The organism is Clostridium sp. Marseille-P3244, assembly GCF_900120155.1.
In the GTDB taxonomy this organism is placed as follows: Bacteria; Bacillota; Clostridia; order Lachnospirales; family Lachnospiraceae; genus Mediterraneibacter.
Genome location: NZ_LT635549.1, coordinates 768,783 through 784,171 on the forward strand (window position 1 = coordinate 768,783; position 15,389 = coordinate 784,171).

The window sequence follows — 15,389 nt, forward strand, 5'->3', positions numbered from 1 at the left end:
GAAAAGGTGGAGACAGAAATGGGAAAATCAATAAAAGAGACGATGCAGGAATTTACAGTCAATCAGGCGCTGAAATATCTGGAGGGTAATCCGGAAGAGAATATTCCAAAGCTGATGGCGTGGGTGGACCGTCTGATGCCGAAAGACTGGTACACCAGTCAGAGAAACGCGATCCGCAGATCCATAGAAGAGAAAAACAACTGGTATCAGCTGATCTTACGGCTCTATGAGCTGGATCCGGGAGTGCGCAGGGCGTTTTTCCAGAATTTCATTACCAATGCAAGCCTGAAAGGCAGCGCCACACAGGATGAGTGTTCAGAAAAATATAATTGTAATATTCCATGGGCGATCCTGCTGGATCCGACGACAGCCTGTAATTTAAACTGTACCGGATGCTGGGCGGCGGAGTATGGACATCAGTTTAATCTGAGTCTGGAAGATATTGATTCTATCATCCGGCAGGGAAAAGAACTCGGAACTTATATGTACATCTACACCGGGGGAGAACCAACCGTACGGTGGAAAGATCTTATGAAGATATGTGAGATGCATCCGGACTGTGAATTCCTGGCATTTACAAATGGGACAATGATTAATGATGCATCCTGCCAGGATATGCTCCGGGTGAAGAACTTTGTACCGGCGATCAGCCTGGAAGGTTTTGAAGAGGCAAATGACGGACGCAGAGGCGGCGGTGTATACCAAAAGGTACGTCACGCGATGGAACTGATGAAGAAAAACAGACTGCCTTTCGGAATCTCCGTATGCTACACGAGTCAGAATTTTGAGGATGTCAGCAGCGAGAAATTCTACGATATGATGATAGAAAGCGGAGCCCTGTTCGTGTGGTACTTCCACTATATGCCGGTTGGACACGGTGCGGTAACCGGGCTGCTTCCGACACCGGAACAGAGAGTGGAAATGTATCACAGGATCCGGAATTTCCGGCAGACAAAACCAATTTTCGGAATGGATTTTCAGAACGATGGAGAATATGTAGGCGGCTGTATCGCGGGAGGCAGGAGATATCTGCATATTAACGCGAAAGGGGATGTAGAGCCATGTGTATTTATCCATTATTCGAATGTAAATATTCATGACTGTTCCCTGCTGGACGCGCTGAGAAGCCCGATCTTCCAGGCTTATCATGATAATCAGCCGTTTAATGAGAACCATCTGCGGCCCTGTCCTATGCTGGAAAATCCGGAACGGCTGAGGCAGCTGGTAAAGGAGACCGGCGCTGTTAATACAGATTATCAGGAACCGGAAAATGTAGACGATCTGTGTGACAGGTGTGAACCATACGCAGAGAACTGGAAGCCGGAAGCAGATAAACTGTGGAACGAAAGTCACCCTCGGTAAAAACGCGGGCAGGTATTTTTCCCAGACGATAATAGAGAAGGCAGATCACTCAGGAGATAATCTCACGGCACAGGCTCAGAAATCGTTTCTGCACGGGATGATCGTTATCGTATCGGTGATAGACGCCGAACACGGCGCCGGGGAGATCTGTGACAGGGATATAACAAAGACCGGGCTCCCGCGCGGGAGCAACGTCCGGATACAGGGTATAGCCGACATTGGCTTTTGCCAGAGTCAGAGCGCTCTCAATGTTTTCAGTAAAGTAGCACTGCTCTGCGGGAAGCCGGGTCAGGATGACATTCTGAGCGGTAAAAACAGCGCCGGAGATCTGCCGCGGGGGACAGGCGATCAGATTGCCGGAAAGCTGTTTTTTCGTAAGGGTCCTATATTGCGCCATCGGATGTTCCGGAGCGCAGATACAGGCGACAGGAGCGCAGGACAGCTCCGTGAAAGAAAGGGCAGAATATTTCTGCTCTTCTTTTATGCCAAAAGAGGCATGGATCTGCTTATTTTCAATGAGATTTAAAAGGGAAGGAAAGGGCATCAGGCGCACGGAAGGACGCAGCAGAGGAAATTCCCGGGTCAGTTTTTGCAGGATCGGGGGAAGGAGATTGATTTCCATCCGGTTATGGCAGCCGATTTCAAAGGGCAGGAATCCTTCCCGCCGGCAGAGCCGTTCTTTCGCAGAGACGGCAGTCTTTAAGATCAGTTCTGCGTCGGGGAGAAAGCGGATGCCTTCCGGGGTAAGAGACACCGTTTTGCTGGTACGGTTAAAAAGTCTGACATCCAGCTCCTCTTCCAGGGACTGGATCTGGTGGCTCACGGCGGGCTGCGTGATCCTGAGTACTTCTGATGCCCGTGAAAAATTCAGATATTCTGCAACGGTAATAAAACATTCCAGCTGTATGGTATTCATCTTAGGCCTCCTTTGGACGCTGCGGATCTCTTTCCCGAAATACATGGGAAACGGGATTTTTGATGTATTAAAAAAATAATAAATTGTTATCAATAAAAATATTTTATAGATTATAACATTTTTGAATTTCACATTCAAGAGGATGTGAGCTAATATATCATATGTGGAAATTGTAAGGACACGAACAGTTCGCATGCGAACAATTCCGGATAAGATCAGAACGGATCAATTTATTTCATACAGAGAGACAGGAGGTGTGACAGACTATGAAAATTGATTTTCAGGATGAACGTTTGATCATGCTCTTGAAAAAGATCAATATCGAACTGGAAACGCGGCAGGAGCGGACTCTGACAAATCAGGAAATAAGCGGAACGCAGGTCTATTTTGCCGTCTATCTGCTCCGGCACCATCCCCGGGGAACTTATATTACAGAATTGTCGCGGGAAACGGGAATTTCAAAAGCCACACTGTCCGTTCTGGTAAAGAAGCTCAGAGAAAAGGGATATCTCTATTTTCAGCAGCATCCCGGCGATATACGGCGAAAAAGAGTAATGCCTGCCGGGAAACTGAAGAAAGAAGGAAATACATTCCTGAAAAAGGTAAAAGAAATGGAGGAAGAAATATGCAGCGTACTTGACAGCAGGGAAAAAGAACAGCTGTATGTTCTGGAACAGAAGATTCTACAACAACTTGAGGAGGTAACAGTATGAAAACAGTTTTGGCACAGCTGAAGCAATATAAAAAAGATACATTCCTCACTATGGGGTTTACGACCCTGGAAGTGATCATGGAGGTCCTGCTTCCTTTTATAACCGCGCTTATCATTGACAACGGGCTGGAGCAGTCCGACATGTCGGCGATCCTGCGGTATGGGATCCTGATGGTTGTCATGGCGGCAGTCAGTCTGTTTTCCGGCGCTATGGCGGGAAAATCCGCGGCCGGCGCGTCATCAGGTTTTGCCTGTAATCTGCGGGAGGCAATGTATATTAAGATCCAGGATTTTTCATTTTCCAATATCGATAAATTCAGCACAGCGGGTCTTGTGACAAGGATGACGACCGATGTCACTAACGTACAGAACGCGTTCCAGATGGTGATCCGCATTGCGGTGAGGGCTCCGCTGATGCTGGTATTCAGTATGATCATGTGTTTTGTGATCAACCGGAACTTAAGCTTTGTATTTCTCGCGGCGCTGTGTTTCCTGGCAGTTGTACTCTTTGTGATCATGAGAAAAGCGGCAGCTACTTTCCAGAAGGTCTTTGACCAGTATGACGACCTGAACGCTGACGTACAGGAAAATGTCTCGGCTATCCGTGTGGTAAAGGCATATGTGAGAGAGGATCATGAGAATAAGAAATTCGATAAAGCGGCGGGGATGCTCTACAACCTGTCTGTGAAGGCTGAAGGACTCCTTGCGCTGAACAATCCGGTTATGATGCTGGTCGTATACGGATGTATTACTGCGGTATCATGGTTCGGAGCGAGGTTTATCGTGGCAGGGGCGATGACCACCGGTGAGATCACATCCCTGTTCAGTTATATTATGGCAGTTATGATGTCATTGATGATGCTTTCCATGATTTTTGTCATGGGGACCATGAGTATCGCGAATATCCGCCGTATTTCAGAAGTGCTGAATGAAGAGCCGGATCTTCAAGATCCGAAGAATCCGGTCACTGAGGTGGCGGATGGCAGCATTGATTTTGGACATGTAAGCTTTGCGTATAAACACGGGAGCGGTGAGGATACGCTGGAGGACATCGATCTGCATATCAGATCCGGCGAGACTATCGGTATCATAGGAGGCACCGGATCGGGGAAGTCCAGTCTGGTCAACCTGATCAGCCGTCTCTATGACGCCACGGAGGGAACGGTAAAAGTCGGGGGACGGGATGTGCGGGAATACGATATGGAGGTGCTGAGAAACGAGGTGTCTGTCGTGCTCCAGAAGAATGTGCTCTTCTCCGGCACGATCCTTGACAATCTCCGCTGGGGGAATGAGAATGCTTCGGTGGAAGAGTGTGAGAGGGCATGCGAGGCAGCCTGCGCGGATGAATTTATCGAGCGCCTTCCGGACGGCTACGACACCTGGATCGAGCGGGGCGGCACCAACGTATCCGGCGGACAGAAACAGAGACTCTGTATCGCGAGAGCTCTTCTTAAGAAACCGAAGGTACTGATCCTGGATGATTCCACAAGCGCGGTAGATACAGCGACAGACGCGAAGATACGAAACGCGTTCAGGACCTATATCCCGGGGACAACGAAGATCATCATAGCCCAGAGAGTATCCAGCGTTCAGGACGCAGACCGGATCCTTGTTCTGGAAGACGGCAGGATCAACGGATTTGATACTCACGAACATCTGCTTGAGACAAATGAGATCTACCGTGATATCTATGAATCCCAGACTCAGGGCGGCGGAGATTTCGACCAGGCATGCTGAGGACAGAAAGGAGAGTGCTGAAAATGAAAGAAAAAAAGAAAATATCATCCCTGTATATCCTGAAACGGCTTCTGGCATATATGGTGAAGAACTATAAATTTTCCTTCTTTATCGTGGTAGTCTGTATCATTGTCGGCGCCTTTGCCACCATGCAGGGGATGCTGTTTGTACAGTCGCTGGTAGATGATTACATCATGCCTCTGGTCAATTCGGAAAATCCGGATTTCGGACCACTGGCACATGCTCTGGCGGGAATCATTGTATTCTACGTGATCGGGATCATCGCGGCATATTCATACAACAGGATCATGGTAAATGTAAGCCAGGGGACGATGAGAAAGTTCCGTAATGAGCTGTTTGCCAACATGGAATCCCTGCCGATCCGGTATTTTGACACCCATGCCCATGGTGATATCATGTCGGTATATACCAATGATGTGGATACGCTCAGACAGCTCTTCGGACAGAGTATCCCTCAGATCATCAATGCCGCCGCGACACTGATCGCGACGTTCATATCCATGATCGTTCTGAATATTCCTCTCACTGTTGTCACGCTCGTCATGGCCCTGGCAATGTTAAAAGTGACCTCTGTATTTACCGGACTTTCTGGCAAATATTTTCAGAAACAGCAGAAAGATCTGGGAAATGTGGACGGCTATATTGAAGAAATGATGGACGGGCAAAAAGTGGTGAAAGTATTCTGCCATGAAGAACAGGCGATCGATGATTTTAAAAGACTGAATGACCGGTTAAGAGACAGCGCGGATAAGGCGAACCGTTACGCCAACCTGCTGATGCCCATCAATGCCAACATCGGAAACTTAAGCTATGTGATCTGCGCGGTCGTGGGCGCTCTGCTGGCGCTTTCGGGCAGCGCGGGGACAACGGTCGGGACGGTGATCGCGTTTGTGGGCCTGAATAAGAATTTTAACCAGCCGATCACCCAGATCAGCCAGCAACTGAATTTTGTAGTTATGGCAGCTGCCGGCGCTCAGAGAGTATTTTCCCTTCTGGATGAGAAACCCGAAGAAGACCACGGCTATGTGGAACTGGTCAACGCCAGGGAAAATCCGGACGGAACGCTCTGCGAGTCACCGGCCCGCACCGGCATCTGGGCGTGGAAACACCCGCATAAAGCCGAAGGGACTGTCACCTACCATCGAATGGAGGGCGGCATTGTCTTTGACGGTGTGGACTTCGGCTATGATGAAGACAAAATGGTGCTCCATGATATCAAAATGTTCGCGAAGCCGGGGGAGAAGATCGCTCTCGTGGGATCGACCGGAGCCGGAAAGACGACGATTACCAATCTGATCAATCGGTTTTATGATATTCAGGACGGAAAGATCCGTTATGACGGCATTAATATTAATAAGATCCGAAAGCCGGATCTGCGCCGCTCTCTCGGAATGGTGCTTCAGGATACTCACCTTTTTACGGGAACGGTCATGGATAATATCCGGTACGGTAAACTGGACGCCACGGATGAGGAATGTATCTTGGCGGCAAAGCTTGCCAACGCGGACAGTTTCATCCGGAGGCTTCCGGACGGATATCAGACCGTTCTCACCGGTGATGGCAGCAACCTGAGCCAGGGGCAGAGGCAGCTGCTGGCCATCGCCAGAGCCGCGGTGGCCGATCCGCCGGTGCTGATCCTGGATGAGGCCACGTCCTCTATCGATACGAGGACAGAGGGGCTGGTCCAGGCCGGAATGGATGCTCTGATGAAAGGAAGGACTACATTTGTCATTGCCCACAGACTGTCTACCATTAAGAATTCGGACTGTATTATGGTCATGGAGCAGGGCCGGATCATCGAGAGAGGAAACCACGATGAACTGATTGCGGCGAAAGGGAAGTATTATCAGCTGTATACCGGGAATTTCGCGGCTTAAATATGATCGATGACACGGACGGTTTCATACAGGGCATATCCAGAAGCCGGACAGACCGTTTCCAGATCCGTAATGATTCAGGCTGTACCAGGAGAAAGATATCGTGTATAATAGAAAGGCCAGAGAGGTGGAAACCAGGCGGGAAATAACAGGTCACGGGGAGAAACAACATGCAGTTGAAAGCAGAAATATTGAAAATGCTCCGGGAGACGGACAGTTATGTGTCCGGACAGCAGATCAGCGGGAAATTCGGAGTTTCCCGGACCGCTGTGTGGAAGGTTATACGGCAGCTTGAGGAGCAGGGCTACCGGGTGGAGGCTGTGAGGAACAGGGGATATCATATTGTGGACAGCCCGGACGTGATGACAAAAGAAGAGCTGGACAGTCTGATGAAGACAGGCTGGGCAGGGAAGAATATCGTATATTATGAAGAGACAGATTCCACCAATCTTCGGATCCGGCAGCTGGGGGATGAAGGCGCGCCTCACGGTACGCTGGCGGTGGCGGATTTGCAGATTGCGGGGAGAGGAAGAAGAGGAAGAGCCTGGGATTCCCCGGCCGGTTCCAGTATCTACATGTCCATCCTGCTGCGCCCCGATATTCCTCCGGACAGAGCTCCCATGCTCACGCTTGTCATGGCGCTGAGCGTGGCGGAAGGGATCAGAAAGTGCGTTGAGCCGGGAAGCGGATGCGGCGTGCAGATCAAGTGGCCCAATGACATCATCATAAACGGAAAAAAGCTGGCGGGGATCCTTACAGAAATGAGCGCGCAGATCGACTACATCGATTATGTGACTGTAGGAGTGGGGATCAACGTCAATCTGACAAAATTCCCGGAAGAGATCGGGAAAACAGCCACATCTCTGCGTATAGAGTGCGGACATACCGTAAAGCGCTCGCCGCTGATCGTAGCTGTCATGGAACGGCTGGAAGAGAATTATGAGATCTTTCTGAAGACGCAGGACCTTTCCGGCCTGTTGGAAAGGTATATGTCGTTCCTGGTCAATAAGGACCGGGATGTGCTCATTTTGGGCGCGAAAGAGCAGTATCGGGCACATGCTCTCGGGATCAATCCGATGGGAGAACTGATCGTACGCCGGGAGGATGGGATGGAAGAAACGGTGTATGCCGGAGAGGTCTCCGTCCGGGGCGTATACGGATATGTATAATATGTAAATTGTCAGAAAATAGCGGAAAAAGGGGCCTGACCCCTTTTAAAAGGGGTCAGGCCCCTTTTTCCGCTATTTTCAGAATATTTGGACAGAAGGGAGAAAATATGGACAACGAACTGGTATTGTGTGCGGCGAGCGCCTATGAGCAGAAGTTTTATTTTAATCCGGAGTTTGACTCCCTGCCGGAGGAGATCAAAGAGGAACTCCGGGTCATGTGTGTATTGTATACGGCGGACGTGGGCGGGATCCTGATGCTTACATTCAGTGAAGACGGGAATCTGGAACTGAAGGTGGATCACGCCGAAGATGATTTTTCTTTCGATGAGATCGGAAGCGTGCTGAAGATCAAGGAACTGCAGCAGACGAAGAGGGAACTGTTCGAGTCGCTGGAGCTGTTCTTTAAGGTGTTTTATCTGGGAGAGAGCGCAGAATAAAGGCACTGCGCTATGTGAGCAGTGCCTGGCGAATCTCTCCTTCTATTTTTATGAGTTCCTGTTCAGCGGCCATACGTTTATCATGGCCTTCCTTCTGGATCCGGACCGCTTCGTTCATTGTGGAGATCAGATTTTCATTCGCGCGTTTCAGTGTCTCGATATCTACGATGCCACGCTCGGATTCCTTTGCAACATCAAGTGTGTTCTGCTTGAGGATCTCTGAATTTTTCAGCAGAAGCGCATTGGTTGTGTCCGCCACATCCCGCTGAAGTTTCAGGGCTTCCTGCTGCCGGTAGAGGCCTAGGGCCATGACCATCTGACTTTTCCAGAGGGGGATGGTCTCCTGGATCGCGGTCTGGATCTTGTCAGCCAGAAGTTTATCGTTGTTCTGGATGAGACGGATCTGAGGCGCGGTCTGGAGGGAGATAGTCTTGCTGGTCTTTAAGTCATGGACCTTTTTTTCAAACTGTGTGACAGTTTCCTCAAAGTCCCGTACTACCTGGGCATGCATGGGGTCTCCGCTTTTCTGTGCCTCGGCCCGGAGGGAGGGGATGGTCTTTTCTCGAAGTTCTGCGATCTTTTCTTCGCCGGCGGTAATATAGATCTGCAGCTGCTTAAAATAGTTCAGATTTTTCTCATAGAGAGAATCGAACATGCCGATATCCTTGAGCATTTCCATACGGGCTTCTTCCAGCTTTCCCTCAATGCGGTCTACCTGCACTTCCAGTTTTTCATACTGGGCGAGGAACCGTTTTACCTTTGCGCCTGCTTTCTGTAAAAATCCCAGGAATCCGGATTCTTTTCCGAAAGAATCAAAATCAAGGTCTTCTACGTTTGTGACAAGATCCTGCATCAGATCGCCGATATATCCGGTATCTTTTGAACGGATATTGCTCAGGATATTTGCAGAGAACTCTGCGATATTCTGTTTCGCGCCGGCTCCGTACTGCATGAGCATCTGGGAATCCCTGACATCGATCTGGGCCTTGATCTCATCGGCCTGCCGGCGTTCTTCCGGCGACAGGGTACTGATCTGTGTATTGAGCTGTTCTGCCGTGACAGCTGTGGTCTCCGGCGCTGTACGCGCCGGAGAAGACTGAATGAGATCGTCGAGTGTGATTTCTGGCATAGTGTGCCTCCTTTTCTGCTTTCCGGGAAAGCGTTTTATTGTAATTCTTCAATAATGACTTTCATTACGTCATAGGACGGAACCTGTGTTACCTGGGAGACAGTCTCTGCGACGCCTTCGGCCTTCAGCTGTTCATTTTCGGATACCGCGGTATAATTTCCTGTGCGGAATCCGTGCTTTTCCCATGCAAGCTTCTGGACTTCTTCATCCAGCAGGGCGTCAAGCAGCAGCTGCCCGTCTTCATCCAGGGCAATGAATACATGGGCAGACCACACAGTGGGCGCAGGGTACAGCATTACGATGTCGTCTTTTATATTTTCGTATTCGTCCGGATAGAGGGCAGCGTATTCGATGAGCTGACTCTCATATCCTGCAATGAGCGGTTTGGCGCCGATTCCCATGCGCAGGAACTGACTGAACAGATCAGAAGAGGAGGTCTCCATGTATCCGAGTTTTCCGAAAATCTCCTGCAGTTCGGGCAGGATTTCCGGGAGAGCTTCCTCTGTCAGGGTATTTCCGTCATTCAGCACATTGGCAAGGAGCGCGGCAAACATGTTCCCGGAATTTGACTTTGCCGGATCTGTTGTGTCTACCGAGATATTTCCGTATAATTCAGGGAGTCCGATATCCGCCCATTTTGTGTCCGCCTGGATAAGTTCCACCAGCTTCGGCATGTCAAGGAAATAAGAATTTCCGGAGACTGTGATAAGTCCCTGGCTGTCCAGCGCGTCCAGTACAGCTCTGTGCGTGTAGAGTACAATGGGAGTATTCAGGACAATCTCACTCTGGACCGGAGAACCGTGAAGATCCTCATAATATTCTCCGGCAATGCTGCTGGAAGGAAACAGATAGTCAATATCGGTCATATCTGCTGTCATCATATCAAGCGATCCGGCCCGCGCGTAATCTGCGCGTACTCCATATTTTTTCTCAAAGACAGCCTGTACTTCGGCATCCTCCAGGAGTTCAATCTTTTCGCCGCCTACATATCCGTCCACGGAAATGATCTCCGGAGCGTTTCCCTTCAGAAAATAAACGGCTCCGATCGCTGCCATAACTACGACCAGAAGCATAAGTCCTATGATCTTTTTCTTCATTGCTGTGTTTCCTGCCCTTTCTTCTCCGATGATTCTTTTGCCGGTTCTTGATATCCTTCTGATTTCAGCGTCTGTTTCAGAAGATTCAGATCAGCCTCCATATCCATCAGCTCGTTCTGCATAAGTTTTTCAAACTGAAGATCAAAAGCGGATTTCAGTGTGGCGATGCTCTCTCTGGTATTCCTGAGGACTTTTTCAGTTTCCCGCGTAGACAGCCCGGTTTTTTTGAGTTCAACATAATGTTCAAGAACATTGGCCGCTGTTTCCTGGTAATAGTCGATATAGCGGCGGGCGGCCGGGATCTTTTCCGGATTGTCTGTAAGATATTTTAAAATACCTGATGCAGTTTCCATAAGATTACGGCATTCGTCCAGGAGCGGCTGTTCTCGGATCTGTTGGACAGCCTTTTGCATCCGGGCATAATCAGAACCAGCCTCTGTAAGACGTTCATTGAGAAATTCTCCGTTGGCCAGAGATTCCACTTCGACTTTTCCTATCCGGGCCACGGGGCGCAGGATAAGGCTGAAGGCGATATAAGCGGCGGCTGCCGGCACCATGCACAGAATCAGGTTCCAGTGCAGGAAGAGCAGCAGTATGAGGAAGAGCGCGAGCGCCAGCAGAAAAGAGAGTACGAGGCTTACGAGTTCTTTCCATTTATCAGGTTTCATAAATAACAGGATCCTTTCTGTTTCTTATTCTTTGATCAATTATATCCTTTTACGCTGCGGAACGCGTCGGTCAGATCCTTTGTCCCGTCAAAAACACGGGCATTGGTCTGCTTTGCAAGTTTCTCCAGCTGAGAAGGATCCGCGTCTCCGAATGTAATAGAAAATACAGGAATCTCATTTCCATAGGAGGAAAGTGTATCCTCGAATACAGACTCATTGTGGATTGACTGACCGTCCGTCATCAGGATCACAGCCGGCGTGTACTGGCTCAGATCATATTCTGCCGCCAGCTGATAGGCCATGGACGCGGCGGTATAGATGTCAGTGCCTCCGTCCGGTTCCTGGGCCGCAATCTGGTCATAAAGATCCTGAAGCGCCGCGTCGCTGTCATCAGATGCCCGGAGTATGTTGATGATTCCATCGTCAAACAGGATGGCGATGTTGACTTCCCCCTCATTTGCCTGGAGAAAATTTTTCCGGGCGTTGTCCTGGATGAGGATTTGGGCCATCGCTTCTTTGAGCTGCTGGGATCCAGCGCCTGCCATGCTGCCGGAAAAATCCAGACAGTAAACATTTAGGGAAGGTTTCTTGAAATCTGTCTGATAGACGTTCAGCGCTTCCATAAGCACATCGGAGTCTGGCATCTGGATAGGAGATAGGATCCGTTTCGTATCGATTCCCCAGTCACTGTTGAATACAGCCCGGTTCTCATCGGAGACGCCGTTGACTGAGAGACGGCGCCCGGTGGCCTCGATCGCTTTCTGGCTCTCATCAGACATCAGTTGTTCCTGGAACGCGAGAAACCCTTTTTCTTTCGCGTCATCGTCATGATCAACGTATCCCAGAGGAGAGTCCGCGATGGAAAGCCCGTCGTAGGGATAGACCACATAGAGAGGTTCTTTTCCTTCTGATGTCAGCTGTTCGTTGGCGTCGATAATGAGACATTCATAATTTACCATAGCATCGTAGCTGCCGCTCAGAAACAGGTCTTTCAGCCAGTCTGAGCTGCCGGAGCTTCTGTCAACTCCGCTTAAAAGCGTACGGATCTCTGTTCTCAATTCCGGATTCTGGAGATCCTCGGATGTCATTCCGTCCTGTTTGCCGAGGAGGGCATAAAGGAATCCAATATAGGCGCTGGCTCCGGAGTTGGACTGAGTGGCGCTGGTCATGCAGAATGTCATTTTCCCTTCTGTGATGGCTGAGAGGATATCATTTACAGAGACGTCTGTTCCCACAAAACCAAGCTCTTCGGCAAGACTTTGGCGGATGCCGAACACCACCGGAGTGAGAGAGACAGACTTGCTGTGTTTTACAAGATGGTGCTCATCTCCAAGAGAGAGCCACATGCTGCTTGCAGGCCATATGGCGTCGTAGTCTTCCGCGCCGGCCTGCAGTTCCCTCATAATGTCAACAGAGCCCTTATAATCCATTTCTACCCGTATGCCCGCTCTGTCCGCGCAGTCTGTGATGATCTCCTCCAGCTCTTGGTTCTCCGAACCGGAAAGGACACGGAGTGTGGTCCCGTTTCCACCGGAAGTAAAACCGGAGGATGAACCGGGGGAGTTCCCCCCGCCTGGCAGAAGAGAGCATCCGGAGATAGTGAGTACAACGCATAAGGCGAGCAGAAATGCAGTCAGTTTTTTCTCCATGATCGTTTCTCCTTTGTCCTGTTCGTGCCGGAGAAGCCGGCACCATATGGTTATTTCTTATATTGTCCCGCATTTTGCAGGATCCTTCTATCTGTGCTCTGTAAAAACTGTGAAAAATCTGCGTGAAAAGAAGTAGAAAAGAAAGAACAAGGACCAGACATGCCCGGATACCGGGCATATCTGATCCTTGTTCTTAACATGGCCTGAAAGGCTATCCTTTTTTCTGTTTCATTCTCTTAATGACCTTCAGCCTTGTAAATTCTTCTCTGTCTTTCTCTTCCAGCGCGTTGGTGATGGTATAGACAAGGGAAGAATACATGGGGATCGTGATATTCTGGAGCGCGTTCGCGCGTTTCTGGGTTTTTTTGATATTGCTGGCCAGACGGTAAGCGGCGTTTTCCACCATGGAAAGCTTTACCGTCAGGTCTTTCACCTTCCGGAATGCCTCACGGGCCTTGTCAATGGACTCATGAGTGGTACTGAAGGAATAGGTCGGCTTTCCTGCGTCAGGGACATATTTGACATGAGGGATCTCTGTTCCCATGATGCTCCGGGTCTGTATTGTGATCGAATTTTCAATGGGAACTGTGTAGGCCAGCAGTTCCACATTGCTGATGCCGTTCTCGATGTTGGCGCGCTGCAGGCACTGATAGGCGTAAGTAAACGTCGTATCGATCTCTTCCTGGATGCTGCGGGCTTCATCGATCAGGTCCATCAGTTCCCGGATGAGGATATTCCGTTTCTTATCCATCAGGTCATAGCCCTGTTTTGCCAGCGCCAGCGAGTTTTTCGCCAGCATCAGGTTTCCTTTTGTCGGAAAGGTACGCGGATCCATGAAATGCCTCCTTATACAGTGATCTCGATCAGATTGCCCTCGATGCCGGCGACGCAGCTTTCATAATAACCGTCGCCGGTCGTCCGGGGGCCGCTGATGGTTTCATATCCATCCTCCTGCAGCCGGGCAGTCAGTGCATCTACATTGTCTTTGCTGCCCACGCTGAAGGCGATATGGATATAACCGGTCCTGGCAGGGGTTTTAATGCTGTCGTCCATCTGTGGACGGGACATGATCTCCAGCCGGGAACCGTCGGAAAAAGTCAGAAAATAGGAACGAAATTCAGTTGTCTTGTTGTGATAACCGTCATTAGAAGACGCCTCAAAGTATTTGACAAAAAATTCTTTCGCGGCTTCAAGGTCATTTACATACATGGCAATATGTTCTATCTTCATTCCGTTTCCTCCGGTTTATAATATTTATCAAGTATCCTGGTATCCACTCTGTCAAGCTCTTCTCTGGGCAGTTTTCCGAGCAGTTCCCAGCCAAGATCCAGAGTTTCTTCCATACTTCGGTTGTCATTGATCCCCTGACCGATATAGCGCTCTTCAAATGCTTTTCCGAATTCCAGATATTTCTTGTCGATCGGAGAGAGTTCGTCCTCTCCGATAACAGAGGCAAGATTTCTGGCGTCTCCCACCTTGGCATAGGCGGAGAAAAGCTGGTTGGCCAGGTCCTGATGGTCCTCCCTGGTGTATCCGGCGCCGATGCCGTCCTTCATCAGACGGGACAGAGACGGAAGGATATTGATGGGAGGATAGATGGACTGTCCGTGCAGCGGACGGTCAAGGACGATCTGCCCTTCTGTGATATACCCGGTCAGGTCCGGGATAGGATGCGTAATATCGTCATTGGGCATGGTGAGGATCGGCAGCTGTGTCACGGAACCTTCCACGCCCTGCACGATGCCCGCGCGCTCATAGATTGTCGCCAGTTCACTGTACAGATAACCCGGGTAACCTTTTCGGCTGGGAATCTCCCCTTTGGAAGAAGAGACTTCACGCATGGCCTCCGCGAAGGAGGTCATGTCCGTCAGGATGACAAGGATATGCATATTCTGTTCAAAAGCCAGATACTCCGCCACGGTGAGAGCTACCTTGGGAGTGATCAGACGCTCTACGACCGGATCGTTCGCCAGGTTCAGGAACATGGCCACGTGATCCGCAACACCGCTGTCCTCAAACGTATGACGGAAAAAGTCTGCCACGTCATGCTTGACGCCCATGGCGGCAAAGACGATCGCAAATTTTTCATCGGAATCGCCGCCGAGAGACGCCTGTTTTACGATCTGAGCGGCAAGCTGGTCGTGGGGAAGCCCGTTACCGGAAAAAATAGGCAGCTTCTGCCCGCGGATCAGAGTCGTCAGGCCGTCGATCGCCGAGATCCCGGTGTGGATATAGTTTCGGGGATATTCACGGCGCACCGGATTCAGGGGAAGACCGTTCACGTCCCGCTTCAGTGTGGAAACAATGGGGCCCAGGTCGTCGATGGGCTGCCCGATGCCGTTGAAGGTACGGCCCAGCATATCCGGAGAAAGCGCGATCTCCATAGGATGGCCGGTAAGTTTCGTGTGTGTATTTTTCAGGGACATATTTTCTGACCCTTCAAACACCTGAATGACAGCTTTGTCTTCGTAGATCTCTACAATACGTCCGATCCTGCGTTCTTTGCCGTTCACGACAAATTCCACGATCTCATCATAGAAAGCGTCCTCCACGCCTTCAAGAGCGATCAGAGGGCCGTTGATGCTGCTTAAGCCTAAATATTCAATTGACATGAT

General features: G+C 50.0%; 14 protein-coding genes. 6 read left to right on the top strand and 8 right to left on the bottom strand.

Annotated elements, in window-relative coordinates; genetic code table 11:
* The first annotated feature begins 18 nt into the window (after positions 1–18).
* Complete coding sequence (locus BQ7367_RS05360) at positions 19–1,362, top strand: radical SAM/SPASM domain-containing protein (RefSeq protein WP_072524523.1); 1,344 nt, start codon at positions 19–21, stop codon at positions 1,360–1,362.
* A 49-nt stretch (positions 1,363–1,411) separates the two neighbouring features.
* Here BQ7367_RS05360 and BQ7367_RS05365 read toward each other — a convergent pair whose 3' ends face one another.
* Positions 1,412–2,278: a LysR family transcriptional regulator gene (locus BQ7367_RS05365; RefSeq protein WP_072524524.1), complete on the bottom strand. Its 867-nt coding sequence runs from the start codon at positions 2,276–2,278 to the stop codon at positions 1,412–1,414.
* Between the two features lie 266 nt (positions 2,279–2,544).
* Here BQ7367_RS05365 and BQ7367_RS05370 point away from each other — a divergent pair, with 266 nt between their 5' ends.
* The 5 genes from BQ7367_RS05370 (at position 2,545) to BQ7367_RS05390 (ending at position 8,231) form a co-directional block, all read left to right on the top strand.
* On the top strand, positions 2,545–2,991 hold the full coding sequence (locus BQ7367_RS05370; RefSeq protein ID WP_072524525.1) for a MarR family winged helix-turn-helix transcriptional regulator: 447 nt from the start codon (positions 2,545–2,547) through the stop codon (positions 2,989–2,991).
* Positions 2,988–4,727: an ABC transporter ATP-binding protein gene (locus BQ7367_RS05375; protein WP_072524526.1), complete on the top strand. Its 1,740-nt coding sequence runs from the start codon at positions 2,988–2,990 to the stop codon at positions 4,725–4,727. The genes BQ7367_RS05370 and BQ7367_RS05375 overlap by 4 nt, the downstream gene beginning before the upstream one ends.
* Before the next feature lie 23 nt (positions 4,728–4,750).
* The gene (locus tag BQ7367_RS05380) at positions 4,751–6,625 is read left to right on the top strand and encodes an ABC transporter ATP-binding protein (RefSeq protein WP_083588962.1); all 1,875 of its coding nucleotides are present in this window, start codon (positions 4,751–4,753) and stop codon (positions 6,623–6,625) included.
* Positions 6,626–6,795: 170 nt separating this feature from the next.
* Complete coding sequence (locus tag BQ7367_RS05385) at positions 6,796–7,794, top strand: biotin--[acetyl-CoA-carboxylase] ligase (protein WP_442855356.1); 999 nt, start codon at positions 6,796–6,798, stop codon at positions 7,792–7,794.
* Between the two features lie 107 nt (positions 7,795–7,901).
* Positions 7,902–8,231, top strand: a complete 330-nt coding sequence (locus tag BQ7367_RS05390; RefSeq protein ID WP_072524528.1) for a DUF6145 family protein — start codon at positions 7,902–7,904, stop codon at positions 8,229–8,231.
* 10 nt (positions 8,232–8,241) lie between these two features.
* Here BQ7367_RS05390 and BQ7367_RS05395 read toward each other — a convergent pair whose 3' ends face one another.
* The 7 genes from BQ7367_RS05395 to BQ7367_RS05425 all read right to left on the bottom strand — a co-directional run bounded on the left by BQ7367_RS05395 (position 8,242) and on the right by BQ7367_RS05425 (position 15,386).
* Positions 8,242–9,360 carry a toxic anion resistance protein gene (locus BQ7367_RS05395; RefSeq protein ID WP_072524529.1) on the bottom strand — a complete coding sequence of 373 codons (1,119 nt, stop codon included), beginning with the start codon at positions 9,358–9,360 and terminating at the stop codon, positions 8,242–8,244.
* 35 nt (positions 9,361–9,395) lie between these two features.
* The gene (locus tag BQ7367_RS05400; protein ID WP_072524530.1) at positions 9,396–10,457 is read right to left on the bottom strand and encodes a substrate-binding domain-containing protein; all 1,062 of its coding nucleotides are present in this window, start codon (positions 10,455–10,457) and stop codon (positions 9,396–9,398) included.
* Complete coding sequence (locus tag BQ7367_RS05405; RefSeq protein WP_072524531.1) at positions 10,454–11,125, bottom strand: 5-bromo-4-chloroindolyl phosphate hydrolysis family protein; 672 nt, start codon at positions 11,123–11,125, stop codon at positions 10,454–10,456. Before BQ7367_RS05405 ends, BQ7367_RS05400 begins: the two co-directional genes overlap by 4 nt.
* Before the next feature lie 35 nt (positions 11,126–11,160).
* The gene (locus tag BQ7367_RS05410) at positions 11,161–12,774 is read right to left on the bottom strand and encodes a substrate-binding and VWA domain-containing protein (RefSeq protein WP_072524532.1); all 1,614 of its coding nucleotides are present in this window, start codon (positions 12,772–12,774) and stop codon (positions 11,161–11,163) included.
* A gap of 211 nt (positions 12,775–12,985) precedes the next feature.
* Positions 12,986–13,609, bottom strand: coding sequence for a V-type ATP synthase subunit D (locus BQ7367_RS05415; RefSeq protein ID WP_072524533.1), 624 nt, complete (start codon positions 13,607–13,609; stop codon positions 12,986–12,988).
* An 11-nt stretch (positions 13,610–13,620) separates the two neighbouring features.
* Positions 13,621–14,004, bottom strand: coding sequence for a VOC family protein (locus BQ7367_RS05420; RefSeq protein WP_072524534.1), 384 nt, complete (start codon positions 14,002–14,004; stop codon positions 13,621–13,623).
* The gene (locus tag BQ7367_RS05425) at positions 14,001–15,386 is read right to left on the bottom strand and encodes a V-type ATP synthase subunit B (protein ID WP_072524535.1); all 1,386 of its coding nucleotides are present in this window, start codon (positions 15,384–15,386) and stop codon (positions 14,001–14,003) included. Before BQ7367_RS05425 ends, BQ7367_RS05420 begins: the two co-directional genes overlap by 4 nt.
* Positions 15,387–15,389: the final 3 nt, after the last annotated feature.

What these genes read in the sequence shown, in the direction of transcription:
- BQ7367_RS05360 (WP_072524523.1), top strand. Translation starts at nt 19, where the DNA reads ATGGGAAAATCAATAAAAGAGACGATGCAGGAATTTACAGTCAATCAG.
- BQ7367_RS05365 (WP_072524524.1), bottom strand. Translation starts at nt 2,278, where the DNA reads ATGAATACCATACAGCTGGAATGTTTTATTACCGTTGCAGAATATCTG.
- BQ7367_RS05370 (WP_072524525.1), top strand. Translation starts at nt 2,545, where the DNA reads ATGAAAATTGATTTTCAGGATGAACGTTTGATCATGCTCTTGAAAAAG.
- BQ7367_RS05375 (WP_072524526.1), top strand. Translation starts at nt 2,988, where the DNA reads ATGAAAACAGTTTTGGCACAGCTGAAGCAATATAAAAAAGATACATTC.
- BQ7367_RS05380 (WP_083588962.1), top strand. Translation starts at nt 4,751, where the DNA reads ATGAAAGAAAAAAAGAAAATATCATCCCTGTATATCCTGAAACGGCTT.
- BQ7367_RS05385 (WP_442855356.1), top strand. Translation starts at nt 6,796, where the DNA reads ATGCAGTTGAAAGCAGAAATATTGAAAATGCTCCGGGAGACGGACAGT.
- BQ7367_RS05390 (WP_072524528.1), top strand. Translation starts at nt 7,902, where the DNA reads ATGGACAACGAACTGGTATTGTGTGCGGCGAGCGCCTATGAGCAGAAG.
- BQ7367_RS05395 (WP_072524529.1), bottom strand. Translation starts at nt 9,360, where the DNA reads ATGCCAGAAATCACACTCGACGATCTCATTCAGTCTTCTCCGGCGCGT.
- BQ7367_RS05400 (WP_072524530.1), bottom strand. Translation starts at nt 10,457, where the DNA reads ATGAAGAAAAAGATCATAGGACTTATGCTTCTGGTCGTAGTTATGGCA.
- BQ7367_RS05405 (WP_072524531.1), bottom strand. Translation starts at nt 11,125, where the DNA reads ATGAAACCTGATAAATGGAAAGAACTCGTAAGCCTCGTACTCTCTTTT.
- BQ7367_RS05410 (WP_072524532.1), bottom strand. Translation starts at nt 12,774, where the DNA reads ATGGAGAAAAAACTGACTGCATTTCTGCTCGCCTTATGCGTTGTACTC.
- BQ7367_RS05415 (WP_072524533.1), bottom strand. Translation starts at nt 13,609, where the DNA reads ATGGATCCGCGTACCTTTCCGACAAAAGGAAACCTGATGCTGGCGAAA.
- BQ7367_RS05420 (WP_072524534.1), bottom strand. Translation starts at nt 14,004, where the DNA reads ATGAAGATAGAACATATTGCCATGTATGTAAATGACCTTGAAGCCGCG.
- BQ7367_RS05425 (WP_072524535.1), bottom strand. Translation starts at nt 15,386, where the DNA reads ATGTCAATTGAATATTTAGGCTTAAGCAGCATCAACGGCCCTCTGATC.